16 protein-coding genes and 1 tRNA gene are annotated in these 18,082 nt (G+C 70.3%); 13 read left to right on the plus strand and 4 right to left on the minus strand.

Annotation, left to right across the window (positions count from 1 at the left end; genetic code table 11):
• The first annotated feature begins 35 nt into the window (after positions 1–35).
• From ACZ3OF_RS26010 to ACZ3OF_RS26040, 7 genes are all read left to right on the plus strand, one after another.
• The gene (locus ACZ3OF_RS26010) at positions 36–530 is read left to right on the plus strand and encodes an ATP-binding protein (RefSeq protein WP_467307095.1); all 495 of its coding nucleotides are present in this window, start codon (positions 36–38) and stop codon (positions 528–530) included.
• A gap of 109 nt (positions 531–639) precedes the next feature.
• Complete coding sequence (locus tag ACZ3OF_RS26015; protein ID WP_361673499.1) at positions 640–1,689, plus strand: ABC transporter substrate-binding protein; 1,050 nt, start codon at positions 640–642, stop codon at positions 1,687–1,689.
• Positions 1,690–1,693: 4 nt separating this feature from the next.
• On the plus strand, positions 1,694–2,542 hold the full coding sequence (locus ACZ3OF_RS26020) for a siderophore-interacting protein (RefSeq protein WP_361673502.1): 849 nt from the start codon (positions 1,694–1,696) through the stop codon (positions 2,540–2,542).
• Between the two features lie 125 nt (positions 2,543–2,667).
• Positions 2,668–4,107 carry a pyridoxal phosphate-dependent decarboxylase family protein gene (locus tag ACZ3OF_RS26025; RefSeq protein WP_361673503.1) on the plus strand — a complete coding sequence of 480 codons (1,440 nt, stop codon included), beginning with the start codon at positions 2,668–2,670 and terminating at the stop codon, positions 4,105–4,107.
• Complete coding sequence (locus ACZ3OF_RS26030) at positions 4,094–5,377, plus strand: lysine N(6)-hydroxylase/L-ornithine N(5)-oxygenase family protein (protein ID WP_361673506.1); 1,284 nt, start codon at positions 4,094–4,096, stop codon at positions 5,375–5,377. The genes ACZ3OF_RS26025 and ACZ3OF_RS26030 overlap by 14 nt, the downstream gene beginning before the upstream one ends.
• Positions 5,374–5,904, plus strand: a complete 531-nt coding sequence (locus ACZ3OF_RS26035) for a GNAT family N-acetyltransferase (RefSeq protein ID WP_361673509.1) — start codon at positions 5,374–5,376, stop codon at positions 5,902–5,904. The genes ACZ3OF_RS26030 and ACZ3OF_RS26035 overlap by 4 nt, the downstream gene beginning before the upstream one ends.
• On the plus strand, positions 5,901–7,673 hold the full coding sequence (locus tag ACZ3OF_RS26040; protein ID WP_361673512.1) for an IucA/IucC family protein: 1,773 nt from the start codon (positions 5,901–5,903) through the stop codon (positions 7,671–7,673). The genes ACZ3OF_RS26035 and ACZ3OF_RS26040 overlap by 4 nt, the downstream gene beginning before the upstream one ends.
• Positions 7,674–7,729: 56 nt before the next feature.
• On the opposite strand, the gene ACZ3OF_RS26045 is transcribed toward ACZ3OF_RS26040, so the two are convergent.
• On the minus strand, positions 7,730–9,352 hold the full coding sequence (locus tag ACZ3OF_RS26045; RefSeq protein ID WP_467307102.1) for a beta-N-acetylhexosaminidase: 1,623 nt from the start codon (positions 9,350–9,352) through the stop codon (positions 7,730–7,732).
• Positions 9,353–9,539: 187 nt separating this feature from the next.
• Between ACZ3OF_RS26045 and ACZ3OF_RS26050 the strand changes: the two genes are divergently transcribed.
• Together ACZ3OF_RS26050 and glmS are read left to right on the plus strand one after the other, a co-directional pair.
• Positions 9,540–9,815, plus strand: a complete 276-nt coding sequence (locus tag ACZ3OF_RS26050; RefSeq protein WP_361439670.1) for a hypothetical protein — start codon at positions 9,540–9,542, stop codon at positions 9,813–9,815.
• Positions 9,816–9,848: 33 nt separating this feature from the next.
• A complete protein-coding gene (glmS, locus tag ACZ3OF_RS26055; RefSeq protein ID WP_361673517.1) occupies positions 9,849–11,666 on the plus strand; it encodes a glutamine--fructose-6-phosphate transaminase (isomerizing) in 1,818 nt (605 codons plus the stop codon).
• Positions 11,667–11,853: 187 nt separating this feature from the next.
• On the opposite strand, the gene ACZ3OF_RS26060 is transcribed toward glmS, so the two are convergent.
• Positions 11,854–12,417, minus strand: a complete 564-nt coding sequence (locus ACZ3OF_RS26060) for a GPR1/FUN34/YaaH family transporter (RefSeq protein ID WP_361673520.1) — start codon at positions 12,415–12,417, stop codon at positions 11,854–11,856.
• A 177-nt stretch (positions 12,418–12,594) separates the two neighbouring features.
• Positions 12,595–13,116 carry a universal stress protein gene (locus ACZ3OF_RS26065; protein WP_329120266.1) on the minus strand — a complete coding sequence of 174 codons (522 nt, stop codon included), beginning with the start codon at positions 13,114–13,116 and terminating at the stop codon, positions 12,595–12,597.
• A gap of 330 nt (positions 13,117–13,446) precedes the next feature.
• On the opposite strand from ACZ3OF_RS26065, the gene ACZ3OF_RS26070 reads away from it, so the two are divergent.
• The 4 genes from ACZ3OF_RS26070 to ACZ3OF_RS26085 all read left to right on the plus strand — a co-directional run bounded on the left by ACZ3OF_RS26070 (position 13,447) and on the right by ACZ3OF_RS26085 (position 16,396).
• Positions 13,447–13,794, plus strand: a complete 348-nt coding sequence (locus ACZ3OF_RS26070; RefSeq protein WP_361673523.1) for a hypothetical protein — start codon at positions 13,447–13,449, stop codon at positions 13,792–13,794.
• 397 nt (positions 13,795–14,191) lie between these two features.
• Positions 14,192–15,361 (plus strand): helix-turn-helix domain-containing protein, encoded by a 1,170-nt coding sequence (locus ACZ3OF_RS26075; RefSeq protein WP_361439657.1) that lies wholly within the window; start codon positions 14,192–14,194, stop codon positions 15,359–15,361.
• A 154-nt stretch (positions 15,362–15,515) separates the two neighbouring features.
• Positions 15,516–16,118, plus strand: a complete 603-nt coding sequence (orn, locus tag ACZ3OF_RS26080; RefSeq protein ID WP_361673526.1) for an oligoribonuclease — start codon at positions 15,516–15,518, stop codon at positions 16,116–16,118.
• A 205-nt stretch (positions 16,119–16,323) separates the two neighbouring features.
• Positions 16,324–16,396: transfer RNA gene (locus tag ACZ3OF_RS26085), tRNA-His, on the plus strand.
• A gap of 159 nt (positions 16,397–16,555) precedes the next feature.
• Here ACZ3OF_RS26085 and ACZ3OF_RS26090 read toward each other — a convergent pair.
• Positions 16,556–18,052, minus strand: a complete 1,497-nt coding sequence (locus tag ACZ3OF_RS26090; protein WP_467307110.1) for a glycoside hydrolase family 18 protein — start codon at positions 18,050–18,052, stop codon at positions 16,556–16,558.
• Between the last annotated feature and the right edge of the window lie 30 nt (positions 18,053–18,082).

Consider the following 18,082-nt stretch of genomic DNA (forward strand, 5'->3'; position numbering starts at 1 on the left):
AGCCGAGCGTAATCACCCCACCCCACCCTGATGGCATGAATCACGCAACTGACCTCTATCCGGCTGAACTTCGCGACAGCTACCGCATGGGCTTCACCGTCGGTGAGCACTCCGCCGGTCACATGCGCCGCATCCTGCGCACGTTCCTCGGCCGTTGGGCGCTCACCCATCTCGCCGACGCCGCCGAGCTCGCGCTCACCGAGCTCGTCGCCAACGTCGTACGGCACGTTCCCGGGCGGCGCTGCACGGTGCTGATCCTGCGGGAGCCGCACGGTCTCCGGGTGGAGGTCGCCGACGCGGTCTCGGGACCGCCGCTTCACGCCACGGCGGCCGAGCCGCTCGCGGAGGGCGGGCGCGGGCTCACGCTCGTCGAGGCCGTGACCGATCGCTGGGGCGTGGAACCGACCGCCGACGGCAAGACGGTGTGGTTCGAGTGCGACTCACGACATCCCCAGGACCTGGGACTGGACCTGGACCTGACCCCGGCTCCGGTCCAGGACCCGAACGCCCCTCATGCCCATGGCATGTGACGCAGGCCCCATGCCCCACCCCTCCAGATCAACATGAGGTTAGGCTAACCTACCTTCGACTCAGCCAGGCCGAACGCCGTCCCCGGCACGTACCGAAAGCGACTTCGCCATGCCCAGCAACGCCCGAGCCACCTCCCTCACTCGTCGCGGTCTGCTCGCCGCCGGCGGCGCCCTCGGGCTCGGCGCCGCGCTCGCCGCCTGCGGTACCGAGACCAAGGGCGGCAGCGACGCCGCCGGTGCCGCGGAGAAGGCCGGGCCGTGGAAGTTCACCGACGACCGCGGTACGGCCGTCGAGGCGAAGTCCACCCCGAAGAACATCGTCGCCTTCACCGGAATGGCCGCCGCCCTCAAGGACTTCGGCATCGAGGTCAAGGGCGTCTTCGGCCCGACCACGGTCAAGGACCCGAAGACGGGCGAGGAGACGCCGGACGTCCAGGCCGGGGACCTCGACGTCAAGAAGGTCAAGATCATCGGCAACGTCTGGGGCGAGTTCAAGATCGAGGAGTACCTCAAGCTCAACCCGGACCTTCTCATCACCGACATGTGGGAGAAGAACGACCTCTGGTACGTCCCGGCCGAGCAGAAGGACAAGATCCTCAAGGTCGCCCCGAGCGTGGCCCTGTGGGCCGCCGACAAGTCGATGCCGGCCGTCCTCCAGCGCCACGCCGACCTCGCCGCCTCCCTCGGCGCCGACGTGAAGACCAAGCAGATTCTGGCCGACAAGGCCCGCTTCGAGGCGGCCGCCGAGCGCGTCCGCCAGGCCGCCAAGGGCAAGAAGGACATCAAGGTCCTGATCGGCTCCGGCTCCCCCGACCTGTTCTACGTCTCCACCCCGGTCCGGCCGACCGACACGCTCTACTTCCAGGAGCTGGGCGTCAACATCATCACGCCCGACAAGCTGGACCAGGGCGGCTGGTTCGAGGGTCTGAGCTGGGAGAACGTCGACAAGTACAAGGCCGACGTCATCCTGCTCGACAACCGCACCTCGGCCCTGCAGCCGGAGGCCCTCAAGGCCAAGCCGACCTGGGCCGCGCTGCCCGCCGTCAAGGCCGGCCAGGTCTTCCCGCGCGTGACCGAGCCGATCTACTCGTACGCCAAGTGCGCCCCGCTCATGGAGGACCTGGCGAAGGCCCTGGAGAACGCGAAGAAGGTGGCCTGACCCCATGACGAGCGCCGAGACCGCCCCGTTCCAGTTCTTCAGCCTTCAGGTCGACCGGACGAGGCGGCTCGGCCCGTCCCTGGTCCGCGTCACCTTCACCGGCGAGGACCTGAAGTCGTTCGCCTCCGGCGGGCGCGACCAGTCGCTCTCCCTCTTCCTGCCGCACCCCGGCCAGGAGGCTCCCGTCCTGCCGCCGCTGGACAACCCCGACATGTACGCGATCCTCGGGGCCTGGCGCGCGATGCCGGACGACGAGCGGGCCGTGATGCGCTCGTACACGGTCCGCGAGCAGCGCACGGAGCCCGACGGACCGGGCGAGGTCGACATCGACTTCGCGCTCCATGAGGATGGCGGCCCCGCCTGCCGCTGGGCGCAGCAGGCCGAGCCCGGCGACCGGGTCGTCGTGCTCGGCCCGGCGACGGCCGCCAACACCGCCGTCCGCTTCCAGCTCCCGGACGACGCCGACTCCGTCCTCATCTGGGCGGACGAGACGGCCCTGCCGGCCGCCGCGGCGATCCTGGAGTGGCTGCCGGCCGAGACCCGCGCCCACGTCTATCTCGAAGTCCCCTGCTCCGGCGACCGCATGGAGCTGGCGACCCAGGCCGACGCCACCGTCACCTGGCTGATCCGTGAGGAGGGGGCGCCGTCCGCCGTGGACGCGGTGCGCGCCGCCGAGCTGCCGGGCGAGGCGCCGTACGTCTGGATCGCGGGCGAGTCCGGTTCGGTGAAGGAGCTGCGCCGTCACTTCGTGCGCGATCGCGAACTCGACCGCCGCCGGGTCACGTTCGTCGGTTACTGGCGCAAGGGGCTGTCCGAGGACGCCCTGCGCGAGACGCCCGAGGACGAATCGTGACGTAGGGGCGGCAACTCCCACTTCCCCGAGGGGCGGGGGGCGTTGCGATGCAAAGTTAGGTTAGGCTAACCTTACTTTCGCACCGCAACGCCCCTCGCCCCTTTTCCGTCCGGAGGACCATCCCCATGCGTTCGCACCTGCTCAACGACGCCACGGCGGAGAGCTACCGGCGCTCCGTCACCGAAGGAGTCGAGCGGGTGGCGGAGAAACTCGCCACGACGCGACGCCCGTTCAGCGGCGTCACCCCCGCGACGCTGGCGCCCACCATCGACGCCGTCGACCTCGACAAGCCGCTCGGCGACTCCTCCGCCGCCCTCGACGAGCTCGAGAGCGTCTACCTCCGCGACGCCGTCTACTTCCACCACCCGCGCTACCTGGGCCACCTCAACTGCCCGGTCGTGATCCCCGCCGTGCTCGGCGAGGCCGTCCTCTCGGCGGTCAACTCCTCGCTCGACACCTGGGACCAGAGCGCGGGCGGCACCCTGATCGAGCGCAAGCTCATCGACTGGACCACCGGCCGCATCGGCTTCGGACCCTCGGCCGACGGCGTGTTCACCAGCGGCGGTTCGCAGTCCAACCTCCAGGCCCTGCTCCTCGCCCGCCAGGAGGCCAAGACCACGGACCTGTCCAAGCTGCGCGTCTTCACGTCCGACTGCAGCCACTTCAGCGTCCAGAAGTCGGCCGGCCTCCTCGGCCTCGGCCCCGACGCCGTCATCTCCATCCCGGTGGACCGGAACAAGCGGATGCAGTCCGTCGTCCTCGCCGCCGAGCTGGAGGCCTGCCGCGCCGAGGGCCTGGTCCCGATGGCGATCGTCGCCACCGCCGGCACCACCGACTTCGGCTCCATCGACCCGCTGCCCGAGATCGCCGCCCTGGCCGACGAGTACGGCGCCTGGATGCACGTCGACGCCGCCTACGGCTGCGGACTGCTCGCCTCCCTCACCCGCCGCCACCTCCTGGACGGCATCGAGCGCGCCGACTCGGTGACGGTCGACTACCACAAGTCCTTCTTCCAGCCGGTGAGTTCCTCCGCCGTCCTGGTGCGCGACGGGGCCACCCTGCGCCACGCGACGTACCACGCGGAGTACCTCAACCCGCGCCGGACGGTCGCGGAGCAGATTCCCAACCAGGTGGACAAGTCCCTCCAGACCACCCGCCGCTTCGACGCCCTCAAGCTGTGGATGACCCTGCGCGTCATGGGCGCCGACGGCGTCGGCGAGCTCTTCGACGAGGTCTGCGACCTGGCCGAGGCGGGCTTCGACCTGCTCGCCGCCGACCCGCGCTACGACGTGGTCGTCGAGCCGCAGCTGTCCACGCTGGTCTACCGCTACATCCCCGAGAACGTCACCTCGCCCGCCGAGATCGACCGCGCCAACCTCTACGCCCGTAAGGCGCTCTTCGCCTCCGGCGAGGCCGTCGTCGCCGGGACCAAGGTCGACGGCCGCCAGTACCTGAAGTTCACCCTGCTCAACCCCGAGACGACCGTGGCCGACATCGCCGCCGTCCTCGATCTGATAGCCGGCCACGCCGAGCAGTACCTGGGAGAGACCCTTGTCCACGCCTGATACCCCCGACACGTACGACTTCATCGGCATCGGGCTCGGTCCGTTCAACCTCGGCCTCGCCTGCCTCACCGAGCCCATCGACGAACTGAACGGCCTCTTCCTGGAGTCCAAGCCCGACTTCGAGTGGCACTCCGGGATGTTCCTGGAGGGCGCGCACCTCCAGACCCCGTTCATGTCGGACCTCGTCACGATGGCCGACCCGACGTCCCCGTACTCCTTCCTCAGCTATCTGAAGGAGAAGGGGCGGCTCTACTCGTTCTACATCCGCGAGAACTTCTATCCGCTGCGGACCGAGTACAACGACTACTGCCGCTGGGCCGCGGACAAGATGCGGAGCATCCGCTTCTCCACGACCGTCTCCTCCGTCACGTACGACGAGGCCGGCGAGGAGTACGTGGTGACGACCGAGGCCGGAGAGACCTTCCGCGCCCGTCGGATCGTGCTCGGCACCGGCACCCCGCCGTACGTCCCCGACTCCTGCCAGGGCCTCGGCGGCGACCTGATCCACAACTCGCGCTACCTCCAGAACAAGGAGGCGCTCCAGAAGAAGAAGTCGATCACCCTGGTCGGCAGCGGCCAGAGCGCGGCGGAGATCTACTACGACCTCCTCTCCGAGATCGACGTCCACGGCTACCGGCTCAACTGGGTGACGCGCTCCCCGCGCTTCTTCCCGCTGGAGTACACCAAGCTCACGCTGGAGATGACCTCGCCGGAGTACGTGGACTACTTCCACGCGCTGCCCGAGCAGACCCGGTACCGCCTGGAGAACCAGCAGAAGAACCTGTTCAAGGGCATCGACGGCGAGCTGATCGACGCGATCTTCGACCTGCTCTACCAGAAGAACCTGGCCGGCCCGGTCCCCACGCGCCTGCTCACCAACTCGGCCCTGCACTCGGCCGCGTACGACGACACGAGCGGCACGTACACGCTGGGCTTCCACCAGGAGGAGCAGGAGAAGGACTTCACGGTGGAGACCGAGGGCCTGATCCTCGCCACCGGCTACAGGTACGCCGTCCCCGCCTTCCTCGAGCCGGTCAAGGACCGCCTCACGTGGGACGGACAGGGCCGCTTCGACGTGGCCCGCAACTACTCGATCGACACGACGGGCCGCGGCGTCTTCCTGCAGAACGCCTCCGTGCACACGCACTCCATCACCTCGCCCGACCTGGGCATGGGCGCGTACCGCAACGCGTACATCATCGGCGCGATGCTGGGCTACGACTACTACCCCGTCGAGAAGACCATCGCGTTCCAGGAGTTCGCAGTATGAGCATCCGCTTCCGCCCCCTCGATCCGCTCGCGGACGCGCAGCTGATCCACCCCTGGGTCACGCACCCCAAGGCCGCGTTCTGGATGATGCAGGACGCGAAACTGGAGGACGTCGAGCGCGAGTACATGGCGTTCGCCGCCAACCCGCACCACGAGGCCTTCATAGGCCTGGTGGACGAGCAGCCGGCGATCCTCATGGAGCGGTACGACCCCTCCCGGCTGGAACTGGTCGGGCTCTACGAGCCGCAGCCCGGCGACGTCGGCATGCACTTCCTGGTCGCGCCCACCGACACCCCCGTGCACGGCTTCACCCGCGCCGTGATCACCGCCGTGATGCGTGAGCTGTTCGCCGACCCGGCCACCGAGCGCGTCGTCGTCGAGCCGGACGTGGCCAACAAGGCCGTGCACGCGCTCAACGAGGCCGTCGGCTTCGTGCCCGAGCGGGAGATCCAGAAGCCGGAGAAGAAGGCCCTGCTGAGCTTCTGCACCCGCGCCCAGTTCGAGGCCGCCGTGGGAGTCGCCGCATGAACCCCGTCGCCCACCTCACCCCCGCCCGCTGGGCGGACGCCAACCGCGCGCTGATCCGCAAGGGCCTCGCCGAGTTCGCCCACGAGCGGCTGCTCGACCCGCAGGAGCTCGGGGAGAGCCACTACCGGGTCTTCAGTGACGACGGCTCGACCGAGTACCGCTTCACCGCCGACCGGTACGCCCTCGACCACTGGCACATCCACGCCGAGTCGATCAGCCGCCACCGCGGCGACGAGCACCTCCCGCTCGACGCCCTGATGTTCGTCACCGAGCTGCGCGGCTCGCTCGGCCTGAGCGACGAGATCCTGCCGGTCTACCTGGAGGAGATCTCCTCCACCCTGGCCGGTACGGCGTACAAGTCGACCAAGCCGCCGGTCACCGCCGCCGAGCTGGCGCGCGCGGACTTCCAGGCCATCGAGACCGGGATGACCGAGGGCCACCCCTGCTTCGTCGCCAACAACGGCCGGCTCGGCTTCGGCGTCGACGAGTACCGTGCGTACGCCCCGGAGGCCGCCGCCCCGATCCACCTGATCTGGCTGGCCGCGCGGCGCGACCGCACCACCTTCACGGCCGGTGCGGGCATCGACTACGACGCGTTCGTCCGGGCCGAGCTGGGCGACAAGGCGGTCGACGGCTTCGCGGGGATCCTCGCCGAGCGGGGCCTGGACCTGGCCGACTACCTGCTGATGCCGGCTCACCCCTGGCAGTGGTGGAACAAGCTCTCGGTCACCTTCGCCGCCGAGGTCGCCCAGGAGCGTCTGGTCTACCTGGGCGAGGGCGACGACGCCTATCTGGCGCAGCAGTCGATCCGTACGTTCTTCAACACGGCGGATCCGGCCAAGCACTACGTCAAGACGGCGCTCTCGGTCCTCAACATGGGCTTCATGCGGGGCCTCTCGGCCGCGTACATGGAGGCGACCCCGGCGATCAACGACTGGCTGGCCGGGCTGATCGAGTCCGACTCCGTCTTCACGGCGGCCCGCTTCTCGATCATCCGCGAGCGGGCGGCGGTCGGCTACCGGCACCTGGAGTACGAGGCCGCCACCGACCGCTACTCGCCCTACCGCAAGATGCTCGCCGCGCTCTGGCGCGAGTCCCCGGTGGCCTCCCTGGCGCCGGGTGAGCGGCTTGCGACGATGGCCTCGCTGCTCCATGTCGACCACGAGGGCGCGTCCTTCGCGGGCGCCCTGATCAAGGACTCGGGCCTGGCCCCGACGGAGTGGCTGCGCGGCTACCTGGACGCGTACCTGCTGCCGGTGCTGCACAGCTTCTACGCGTACGACCTGGTCTACATGCCGCACGGCGAGAACGTGATCCTGGTCCTCGACGAGCGGGGCGCGGTCGTCCGGGCGGTGTTCAAGGACATCGCCGAGGAGATCTGCGTGATGGACCCGGCCGCGGTCCTGCCACCGGCGGTGGAGCGGGTCCGGGCCGACGTCCCCGAGGACATGAAGCTGCTGTCGATCTTCACGGACGTCTTCGACTGCTTCTTCCGCTTCCTGGCGGCGACGCTGGCGGCGGAGGGCACGCTCGACGAGGAGGCGTTCTGGCGGACGGTCGCGGAGTGCGTGCGCGGCTACCAGGCGTCGAAGCCGGAGCTGGCGGAGAAGTTCGCGCAGTACGACATGTTCGCGGAGACGTTCGCGCTCTCCGCCCTCAACCGCCTGCAGCTGCGCAACAACAAGCAGATGGTGGACCTGTCGGACCCGTCGGCGGCGCTCCAGCTGATCGGCGACCTGGTGAACCCGATCGCGCGGTTCACCCACTGAGACCGGCGCGGGCCCCGGCGGAGTACGGTCCTCCGCCGGGGCCCGCGCTTTCGTCCCTACTCAGCCGCGGGCCACGGGACCTGCGGCGAGCGGTAGTAGTCGATACCGAGCGCCTCGAACCGCGGCCCCTGCGCCGCGAGCCGCGTCCTGTACGCCTCCCAGTCGTGCGTCGCCGCCGGGGACCAGCCCAGCTCGGCCACGCCCGGCAGACGCGGGAACGCCATCTGGTCGATGTGTGCGTTCTCGGAGACGGTCTCGGTCCAGAGCGGCGCCTCGACGCCCTTCACGGCCTCGGCGGGCGCGCCCGGAAGGTACGCGGCCGGGTTCCAGTCGTACGAGCGCTGTACCTCGACGTAGCCGGCCCAGGCCAGGCCGAGCTTGGTCTCCTTCGTGTACTTCATGTCGAGGTAGACCCGGTCCGCGGGCGAGAGGATCAGCCCGGTGCCGTTGCGTGCCGCCGCGGCGACCTGTTCCTTCTCCGCCGCGCCGGTCCGGTCGAGGCCCCAGTACTGCGCGAGCGCGCCCTCGGCCGGGGTGGCGCCGGTCAGCTGGTGCCAGCCGACGACGGTCTTGCCGTACTTCGCGACGATCGGCTGGACCTTCTCCATGAACGCCACGTAGTCCTCGTGGGTGGTGGAGTGCGCCTCGTCGCCGCCGATGTGGAGGTACTTCCCCGGGGTGAGCGCGGCGAGCTCCCGGACGACGTCGTCCACGAAGTCGTACGTGACGGGCTTCGGCACGCACAGGGAGCTGAAGCCGACGCTGGTGCCCGTGTAGAGCGGCGGGGCGACGCCGTCGCAGTTCAGCTCGGCGTAGGAGGCGAGGGCGGCGTTGGTGTGGCCGGGCAGGTCGATCTCGGGCACGACCTCCTGGTAGCGGGAGGCGGCGTACCGCACGATCTCCTTGTAGTCGTCCTTCGTGTAGTACCCGCCGGGTCCGCCGCCGACCTGGGTGGAGCCGCCGTAGGTGGCGAGGCGGGGCCAGGAGTCGATGGCGATGCGCCAGCCCTGGTCGTCGGAGAGGTGCAGATGCAGCTTGTTGACCTTGTAGAGGGCGAGCTGGTCGATGTACCGCTTGACCTGCTCGACGGTGAAGAAATGGCGCGAGACGTCGAGCATCGCGCCCCGGTAGGCGTAGCGCGGGGTGTCGTTGATGGTGCCGCCCGCGATCTGCCAGGGCCCGGGCTGCACGGTTCGCTTCTCGACGGACGCCGGGAGCTGCTGGCGCAGGGTCTGGACGCCGCGGAAGAGCCCGGCGGGGCGGTGGGCGGTGAGGGTGATGCCGGCGCGGCCGGACTGGAGGCGGTAGCCCTCGTCCCCGAGCGCCTCCTCGCCGTTGCTGAGGCGTAGCCGGATTCCGCCGCTCGCCCTGTCCTCGTCGACGACGCGCAGGGGGTGGCCGGTCGAGGGGCGCAGGAGGCCGGCGAGGTAGTCGGCGACGGCGCGGGACTCGCGGGAACGGTCGTCGATCCGGATGCGGGTGGCGGCGGTGATCGTGTACGGCTGTCCGCCGGGGGCCACGGAGGCGGGGGCGGGGACGATCTGGCCGAGCGGCCGGAGCGTGGGTTCGGCGGCGGAGTGGGCGGTGGGAGCGGCTCCGACGCAGGAGATGCCGGCCGCCGCAAGGAGCAGCAGGGCGCCGAGCACACGGGGAAGCGTTCTGCGCTGTCTCACAGGCATGGTCCCTTTCGGTGGACTTCGCGGCTGTGGGTATGCGTATCCGAACAGTCACCATGCGTACCGTGGACCACTTCCGTGGGTCAAGGTGTAGACCAATTTCCGCGCCAGATCGGTGATCATGAAGAGGTCTGCCCGAATTCGGGCAGAATTCTTGCGAAGTCCGGGGGGTACCCCTCAGTATTCACTGGTGCTCGAACGCCGCCCGTCGCATGACGACCTCATCGACCACCTGGTGCGCAGCACCGCGCTGCAGCGCGGTGAAGCAGCCCGGGTGGTGCTCGACGTGCTGGCGTACTTCGACGAGTCGACCGAGACGTTCGTCCGCCGCCGCCACCGCGAACTGCAGTCAGGCGGCGCCGTGAACGCCGAGATCTTCGAGCGCATCGCGGCAGAACTGCCGCACCGCGCCGTGGCGCCACCGGAGCTCTCTCTCCGGCAGCTGCGCCGCATCGTCTACGGCTGAGCACGCTCACCAACCTGGAGGGGTTACACCTTTATGTGTGGAATTGTCGGTTACATCGGAAAGCGTGACGTCGCCCCGCTGCTGCTGGAAGGCCTGCAGCGGCTGGAGTACCGGGGGTACGACTCCGCCGGCATCGTCATCACCAGCCCGAAGGCCTCCGGCCTGAAGATGGTGAAGGCCAAGGGCCGGGTCCGTGACCTCGAAGCCCGCGTCCCCAAGCGCTTCACCGGCACGACCGGCATCGCCCACACCCGCTGGGCCACCCACGGCGCGCCGAGCGACATCAACTCGCACCCGCACCTGGACCCCGAGAACAAGGTCGCGGTCGTCCACAACGGCATCGTCGACAACGCCCAGGAGCTCCGCGCCAAGCTGGAGGCCGACGGCGTCGTCTTCGCGTCGGAGACCGACACCGAGGTCATCACCCACCTGATCGCCCGCTCCCAGGCCACCACCCTGGAGGAGAAGGTCCGCGAGGCGCTCAAGGTCATCGAGGGCACCTACGGCATCGCCGTCATGCACGCCGAGTTCAACGACCGCATCGTGGTGGCCCGCAACGGCTCCCCGGTCGTCCTCGGCATCGGCGAGAAGGAGATGTTCGTCGCCTCCGACGTCGCCGCCCTGATCGCCCACACCCGCCAGGTCGTCACCCTCGACGACGGCGAGATGGCCACCCTCAAGGCCGACGACTTCCGTACGTACACGACCTCGGGCGCCTCGACGACGGCCACCCCGGAGACCGTGGAGTGGGAGGCCGCCTCCTACGACATGGGCGGCCACGACACGTACATGCACAAGGAGATCTCCGAGCAGCCCGACGCGGTCGACCGCGTGCTGCGCGGCCGGATCGACGACCGCTTCTCCACCGTCCACCTGGGCGGCCTCAACCTCGACGCCCGCGAGGCCCGCTCCATCCGCCGGATCAAGATCCTCGGCTGCGGCACCTCGTACCACGCCGGCCTCATCGGCGCGGGCCTGATCGAGTCCATGGCCCGTATCCCCGCCGACGCCGAGCCGGCCTCGGAGTTCCGCTACCGCAACCCGGTCGTGGACCCCGACACCCTGTACATCGCCGTCTCCCAGTCCGGTGAGACGTACGACGTGCTGGCCGCCGTGCAGGAGCTGAAGCGCAAGGGCGCCCGCGTCATCGGCGTCGTCAACGTGGTCGGCTCGGCCATCGCCCGCGAGGCCGACGGCGGCGTGTACGTGCACGCCGGCCCCGAGGTCTGCGTCGTCTCCACCAAGTGCTTCACCAACACGGTCACCGCCTTCGCGCTGATCGCCCTCCACCTCGGCCGCATCCGCGACCTGTCGGTCACCGACGGCAAGCGGATCATCGAGGGTCTGCGCAAGCTGCCCGCGCAGATCAGCGAGATCCTCGAGACCGAGGACGAGATCAAGAAGATCGCCGAGGCGTACGCCGGCGCCCAGTCGATGATGTTCATCGGCCGTGTGCGGGGCTACCCGGTCGCCCTGGAGGCCTCCCTGAAGCTCAAGGAGATCTCCTACATCCACGCCGAGGCGTACCCGGCCTCCGAGCTGAAGCACGGCCCGCTCGCCCTGATCGAGCCGGCCCTGCCGACGGTCGCGATCGTCCCCGACGACGACCTGCTGGAGAAGAACCGCGCCGCGCTGGAGGAGATCAAGGCCCGCAGCGGCCGCATCCTCGCGGTCGCGCACCAGGAGCAGGCCAAGGCCGACCACACGATCGTCGTCCCGAAGAACGAGGACGAGCTGGACCCGATCCTGATGGGCATCCCGCTCCAGCTCCTCGCCTACCACACGGCGCTCGCCATGGGCCGCGACATCGACAAGCCGCGCAACCTGGCCAAGTCCGTCACGGTCGAGTAGCAGCGTCCGGGCCTGTCCCCCGGAGCTCTCGACCACGGCCGGGAAAGCCCGTCCGCCCCATTCCGGACCTGTCCCCGGAAGGACGGACGCCCGGCCGGACACAGGAAGCGGTCCCCGCGCACCGAGTGCGCGGGGACCGCTTCCTGCTTTTCTTGGGGCTCGGCTCGCCAGGCGTCCGTGGGTGCCCTCAGCCGGCTGCCGGGGCTCCGCGGCGCGCGCGGCCGAGCGAGGTCGGCCAGTGCGCCACCGCCGCCGTCGCGCCGTACCAGGCCGCGAGGCCCGCCACCGCGGCGACCCAGCCGCCCGCCTTCGCCAGACCGCCGTTGTCGGCGAGGGCCCCTATGCCGAGCAGCAGCAGCGACACGAACAGCAGCCCGTACACGCCCTGGCCGAACAGACCGCTGCCCCCGGCCGCCATCGTCAGCGTGAGCGCCAGCAGCGCCCACAGCAGCAGGAAGAGACCGGCCGCCTCGGCCGAGCCGCTGTCGCCCACTCCGGTCCCCCAGGTGAACCAGAACGCGCCGAGAGCCGAATAGGCGGTGCCCTCACCGCCGTTGCCGGCGCGCAGGGCGAGCAGACCGACGAGGAAGAGCGTCACCCCGCCGACCCAGGTGGCGAGGGCAGCGGCGTCCGACGCCGCGACGTTGTCGATGACACCCGTGCTGCCGATGCCGAAGGCCAGCAGGGTCAGTCCGAGCGCGAGGTGGCCGAGAGTGGAGGTCGTGTTTCCCGCGGCGACTTCGTTGTCCACGGCGGGCTCCCTTCAGGTGGGCAGTTGTGCTGCGTGAGCTGCTTGTTCCGGTGACTTTTAACTACCCTTCACAAGCACACAAATCACCTGACGGCGGCAGAAAATATCGCCGTACCAAGGGAGTTGACGAAGCGTCGAGAGGACGGCCCCCAGGGGGCGACCGTCAGGGAGCGACGGTCACGGGATGACGATGACGGGCCGCTGTGCCCGCTTCGCCAGCCGGCCGGCCACCGAGCCGAAGATCCGGCCGACGATGCCGTGCGTCGAGCCGACCACGATCGCGTCGGCCGAATACTCCCGGCCGACCTCCTCCAGCTCGTGGCAGATGTCGCCGCCGCGCTCCACGAGGATCCAGGGGACCTCGGCCAGGTAGTCCGCGCAGGCCAGCTCCAGGCCGAGCACCTCGGTGCGGTGGTCCGGGACGTCGACGAAGACCGGCGGCTCACAGCCCGCCCAGACGGTGGTGGGCAGCCGGTTGGCGACATGCACGATGATCAGGCCGGAGCCGGAGCGCTTGGCCATGCCGATGGCGTACGCGAGGGCCCGCTCGCTGGAGGTCGAGCCGTCGAAGCCGACGACCACTCCGTGCCGGAAGGCGGGATCACAGGAGTGGCGTGGCTGTTCCACCGCGAGGGGGTCGACCGTGGAGTCGGCGACGCGCTTGCGGTCCGCGGGTTCGGGGAATTCGTGACCGGCCATCGGTGTCTCGGCGAAGAAGATCCTTGTGGGAAGGGACGGAGCGACGTACGGAGCGACGGTTGGCGGCGGAGCGGTGTCCGGGAATCATCTTCCCAAGCCCATACCCCCAAGGGTACGGCGACACCTCTCTCCTGCCCAGAGCGGTCCGAGGCCACACACGGCGCCCGCAGGGCGTTCCAGGGAGCATGCACGAGCCCGTCCCGTTATGGCAATGCCGGTTGTGTCCTACAGGTGTCCGGTACGGGGGCCAAACGGCCGCCACCGGCAGTGACCGGAACGTTCCGCTTCTCGTTCCCACAGGTCCAGTCACCGTCGCAGGGAGCCCCGCCCGTGCCCGCACCATCGGCCGCCGCCACCCCCGCCACCGCCACCCCCGCCGGCACCCGTGCCGGCACCCGCTCCACCGCCCACTCCCCCGGCCCCGCGGCCCCGCACCCCGCCGCGGACCCGGCGGGCGACGTCGTCCGCTGGGCCGTCTTCTGCTGCGTCCTCGTCCCGGTCGTCCTCGTGGTCTACGGCACGTCGCTGGGCGGGGCGGCGGGCACGGCGCTCGGTCTCGCCGCGGTGACGGCGGTCTGCCGGGTGCTGCTGCGCCGCGCGGAGCGCGGTCTGCGCGCCGAGGCCGCGGGACCCCGCGCGCGCCACTCGCACGGCGGCAGAAACCACCGCCAGAGGTGACGGACCCCCCGTGGAGCTGACGGGTTCGCACACTCACACCCGTATGATTTCAGCCAACTTCCTCGGGTCGGTGAGTCCTTGGCGAAATGCCCCCTCAACCCTGGTGCCACCAGGCATGAAAGGCTTCAGCTCGGCCCTCGCACCCTACGGGGACGGGCCACGCGGCCACGATGCACTTCCGTACGCGGCCCGCGAGTGGAACGCTTCGTGATCGAATGCTTCGCGCCAAGTTGCCTTGTCGACAATGCGCCGGTTGGAGAACGTGGCACGTCGGCACTACGGAACGCAGTAGATTCGATCATGGGTATCGAAGACTGGGGTCTCGTGCAAAACCGAGGGGAAACGTGCAGGAGCGACAGGACCAGGGAGACGCGAACACCGAGGGGGGCTTAGCGTCATGAGCCAGGACTCCGCCGTAACGGAGGCCGCACGGAAGTTGACCGGGCGCCGCCGCCGCGAAGTCGTCGCGGTGCTGCTGTTCAGCGGCGGCCCCATCTTCGAGAGCTCCATCCCGCTCTCCGTGTTCGGAATCGACCGGCAGGACGCGGGAGTACCCCGCTACCGCCTGCTGGTGTGCGCCGGTGAGGAAGGCCCGCTGCGGACCACAGGGGGCCTCGAACTGACCGCGCCGTACGGCCTCGACGCGATCAGTCGCGCCGGAACCGTCGTCGTACCGGCCTGGCGGTCGATCACCTCGCCGCCACCGCCGGAGGCGCTCGAAGCGCTGCGCCGGGCACACGAAGAGGGCGCGCGGATCGTCGGGCTGTGCACCGGCGCGTTCGTGCTCGCCGCGGCCGGACTGCTCGACGGCAGACCGGCCACCACACACTGGATGTACGCGCCGACGCTCGCCAAGCGCTATCCGTCGGTCCATGTGGACCCGCGGGAGCTCTTCGTCGACGACGGGGACGTACTGACCTCGGCCGGCACCGCGGCCGGTATCGACCTGTGTCTGCACATCGTGCGGACCGACCACGGCGCGGAGGCCGCGGGCGCCCTGGCGCGCCGCCTGGTCGTCCCGCCGCGGCGCAGCGGCGGCCAGGAGCGCTACCTCGACAGGTCTTTACCTGAGGAGATCGGCGCCGACCCGCTCGCGGAGGTCGTCGCCTGGGCCCTGGAGCACCTCCACGAGCAGTTCGACGTGGAGACGCTCGCGGCCCGCGCGTACATGTCACGGCGTACGTTCGACCGGCGTTTCCGCTCGCTGACGGGGTCCGCCCCGCTGCAGTGGCTGATCACCCAGCGGGTGCTGCAGGCGCAGCGGCTGCTCGAGACCTCCGACTACTCGGTCGACGAGGTCGCGGGACGCTGCGGCTTCCGTTCCCCGGTGGCACTGCGCGGCCACTTCCGCCGCCAGCTCGGCTCCTCGCCGGCCGCGTACCGCGCGGCCTACCGGGCCCGGCGCCCGCAGGCCGAGACGGCGACGACGGTGCTCGAGCCACTGGTGCCGCAGCAGGGCCCGCCGGTCGTCCGGCGGCCCGGCGGCCCGATGGAGCCGGGCAAGCCGCAGTCCGACATGTACGCCTCCGGTCGCGCGGCCCTGCCGGGCCAGCGCAGCGCCCCCTAGGGGCGGGCCGGACCGCGCGCCACAAGCCGCGCACGGAGAAAACCGACGGGCGCCCGGGGACACCTCTCCCGGGCGCCCGTCGGCGTCCCGCTCGACCCCGAGCCGTACGGCCGGTCCCGGTCCGAACCGGGAGCCACCCCCTAAGGTAGGACGCATGAACGATCGCATGGTGTGGATCGACTGCGAGATGACCGGGCTCTCGCTGACGGACGACGCACTCATCGAGGTGGCCGCACTGGTCACCGACTCGGAACTGAACGTACTCGGCGAAGGGGTGGACATCGTGATCCGCCCGCCGGACGCGGCGCTGGAGACCATGCCCGAGATCGTGCGCCAGATGCACACGTCCTCCGGCCTGCTCGACGCGCTGGCCGGCGGCACGACCCTCGCCGACGCCGAGGCCCAGGTCCTCGCCTACGTACGCGAGCACGTCAAGGAGCCCGGCAAGGCCCCGCTGTGCGGGAACTCGGTCTCCACCGACCGGGGCTTCCTCGCGCGGGACATGGCGGCGCTCGAGAGCCATCTGCACTACCGGATCGTCGATGTCTCCTCGGTCAAGGAGCTGGCCCGCCGCTGGTACCCGAGGGCGTACTTCAACAGTCCGGAGAAGAGCGGCAACCACCGCGCGCTCGCCGACATCCGCGAATCCATCGCCGAGCTGCGCTACTACCGCGAGGCGATCTTCGTCCCGCAGCCCGGCCCGGACTCGGACACGGCGAAGCAGATCGCGGCGCGCCACGTCCTGCCTCCGGAGTAGTCCGGAGCGATACGGAGCGGTCCGGAGCAGTCCGGAGCGCTCCGCTGTCGCCCCACCCCGTCCGAGCAGCCCTGCTCGCGCCCCTGACGCCCCTCTGACGCCGCCGCGGCGGCGCCGGGTCGAATACGGGCGCGAGCACCCTCTCGGACCCTGTAGACTTCTTCTCGGCCGGTCGGGGAAACCTTCGGGAAAACCGCCGGTCGTGGTGGGTATAGCTCAGCTGGTAGAGCACCTGGTTGTGGTCCAGGATGTCGCGGGTTCGAGTCCCGTTACTCACCCTGAAGGCAGAGGCCCCGGTTCATACGAACCGGGGCCTCTGTCGTTCTCCGGGCAGCAGACCCGGCGCGGCGCCACGGTGAGGCGGGCAACGACGGGCGCGCCCCGGCCGGTGGTGGGGTGGGCCCGGCCGGGGCGCGCGGTGTGGGGGGCTCAGTGGCTCACTTGTAGGCGGCGAACGCCTTGGTGAAGGCCAGCGGCTGCTGGAGGATCGAGGAGCAGGTGGCGTCCGCGTGGTTCACCGCGCCCGCCGCGCACTGCTTGTCCCGGGTCGAGGACCACATCGACAGCCAGCCGATGCCCTTGGACTTCGCGAAGTCCACCAGCTGGGTGGCGTCGTCGACCTTGAAGATCTCGGTGGTGACGTCGTTGACCCCGATCATCGGGGTGACGGCGACGGCCTTCCAGGCGGCGCTGTCGCCGAGCCCGAGGACGCCCTTGATCTGTGCCTGGGTCGCGGTCGCGGCCTGGATGGCGTACTCGCCCATGTCTCCGCTGTAGGCCGGCCCGTAGTCCATCGCCATGATGTTGACGGCATCGACGCGGACACCGTTCCTCCTGGCGTCGGCGAGCAGGTCCACGCCCGGCTGGGTCAGGCCCTCGGGCATGACCGGCAGGGTGAAGGAGACGTTCAGGCCGGGGTGGGACTTCTGGAGCTGGGCGATGGCCTGGGAGCGCCGGGTGTTGGCGGCGGTGTCCGGCAGGGCGGCACCCTCGATGTCGAAGTCGACCTTGGTGAGCTTGTACCGGTCGACGACCTTGCCGTAGGCGGCGGCCAGGTCGGCGGAGTTCGCGCAGTTCAGGGCCAGCTCGTGGCCGGCGGCGCCGCCGAAGGAGACCCGGACGTCGCCGCCCTTGGCCCGCAGGGCGCCGATCTGGGAGGCGACCCTGTCGTTGTCGAGGTCGGTGACTCCGCCCCACAGCGGGGCGCAGGCTCCGCCGGAGGTGATGAAGGCGAGGTTGAACTCCTTCACACCGGTGGCGTCGGCGGTGGCGAGCATGTCGTACGCCGGGTAGAGCGAGGTGTCGATGTAGGGCGCGTACTTCGCGGCCGCGCCCGGGGTACCGGTGGCGGTCGCCGTCGGGGTGGGCGTGGGGGCCGTCGTGGCGGGCCGGCTCGGGGTGGCCGTCGCGGTGGCGGTGGGGGTCGCCGACGCGGTCGGGGCGACGGTGGGGGTGGGCTGTCCGGTGGGCCGGCCGCTCGGGGTCGGGGTGACGCCGCCGACGGAGCAGGTGGCCTTGTTGATGAGGCAGTTCGTGGGGTCGCCGGCCTCTCCGGTCGCGGAGGTCACGAAGCCGACGGTGACGGACTGGCCGGGCGCGAGCTCCTTGTTCCAGCTCGCGGGCTTCACGGTGACGTGCCGGCCGGAGACGGTGTGCTCGCCGTTCCAGAGGGACCCGATGGTCGTTCCTGCGGGCAGGTCGAACTCCAGCGTCCAGCCCCCCGGCTGGACGCTGGAGGTCTCGTTGGTCACGACGTACTGCCCGGTGTAGCCACCGGTCCAGGAGCTCGTCCTGGTGTAGGCGGCGCCGACGGCCGCGGCCTGGGCGGTGCCGGTGAGCGCGAAGGCCGCGCCGCCGATCACCGCTGCCGCGACGACCGCGCCGATGACCTTGGTCCTGCCGCTCGCCCTGCGCCGGTGCGAACTGGTGCCCATCGCGTGCCTGCCTCTGTGTGCCGGGGGTGG

The organism is Streptomyces sp. NPDC022552 (assembly GCF_055561875.1).

Coding starts and splice junctions, on each gene's coding strand:
- ACZ3OF_RS26010 (WP_467307095.1), top strand. CDS start 36: ATGAATCACGCAACTGACCTCTATCCGGCTGAACTTCGCGACAGCTAC.
- ACZ3OF_RS26015 (WP_361673499.1), top strand. CDS start 640: ATGCCCAGCAACGCCCGAGCCACCTCCCTCACTCGTCGCGGTCTGCTC.
- ACZ3OF_RS26020 (WP_361673502.1), top strand. CDS start 1,694: ATGACGAGCGCCGAGACCGCCCCGTTCCAGTTCTTCAGCCTTCAGGTC.
- ACZ3OF_RS26025 (WP_361673503.1), top strand. CDS start 2,668: ATGCGTTCGCACCTGCTCAACGACGCCACGGCGGAGAGCTACCGGCGC.
- ACZ3OF_RS26035 (WP_361673509.1), top strand. CDS start 5,374: ATGAGCATCCGCTTCCGCCCCCTCGATCCGCTCGCGGACGCGCAGCTG.
- ACZ3OF_RS26040 (WP_361673512.1), top strand. CDS start 5,901: ATGAACCCCGTCGCCCACCTCACCCCCGCCCGCTGGGCGGACGCCAAC.
- ACZ3OF_RS26045 (WP_467307102.1), bottom strand. CDS start 9,352: ATGCCTGTGAGACAGCGCAGAACGCTTCCCCGTGTGCTCGGCGCCCTG.
- glmS (WP_361673517.1), top strand. CDS start 9,849: ATGTGTGGAATTGTCGGTTACATCGGAAAGCGTGACGTCGCCCCGCTG.
- ACZ3OF_RS26065 (WP_329120266.1), bottom strand. CDS start 13,116: ATGGCCGGTCACGAATTCCCCGAACCCGCGGACCGCAAGCGCGTCGCC.
- ACZ3OF_RS26075 (WP_361439657.1), top strand. CDS start 14,192: ATGAGCCAGGACTCCGCCGTAACGGAGGCCGCACGGAAGTTGACCGGG.
- orn (WP_361673526.1), top strand. CDS start 15,516: ATGAACGATCGCATGGTGTGGATCGACTGCGAGATGACCGGGCTCTCG.
- ACZ3OF_RS26090 (WP_467307110.1), bottom strand. CDS start 18,052: ATGGGCACCAGTTCGCACCGGCGCAGGGCGAGCGGCAGGACCAAGGTC.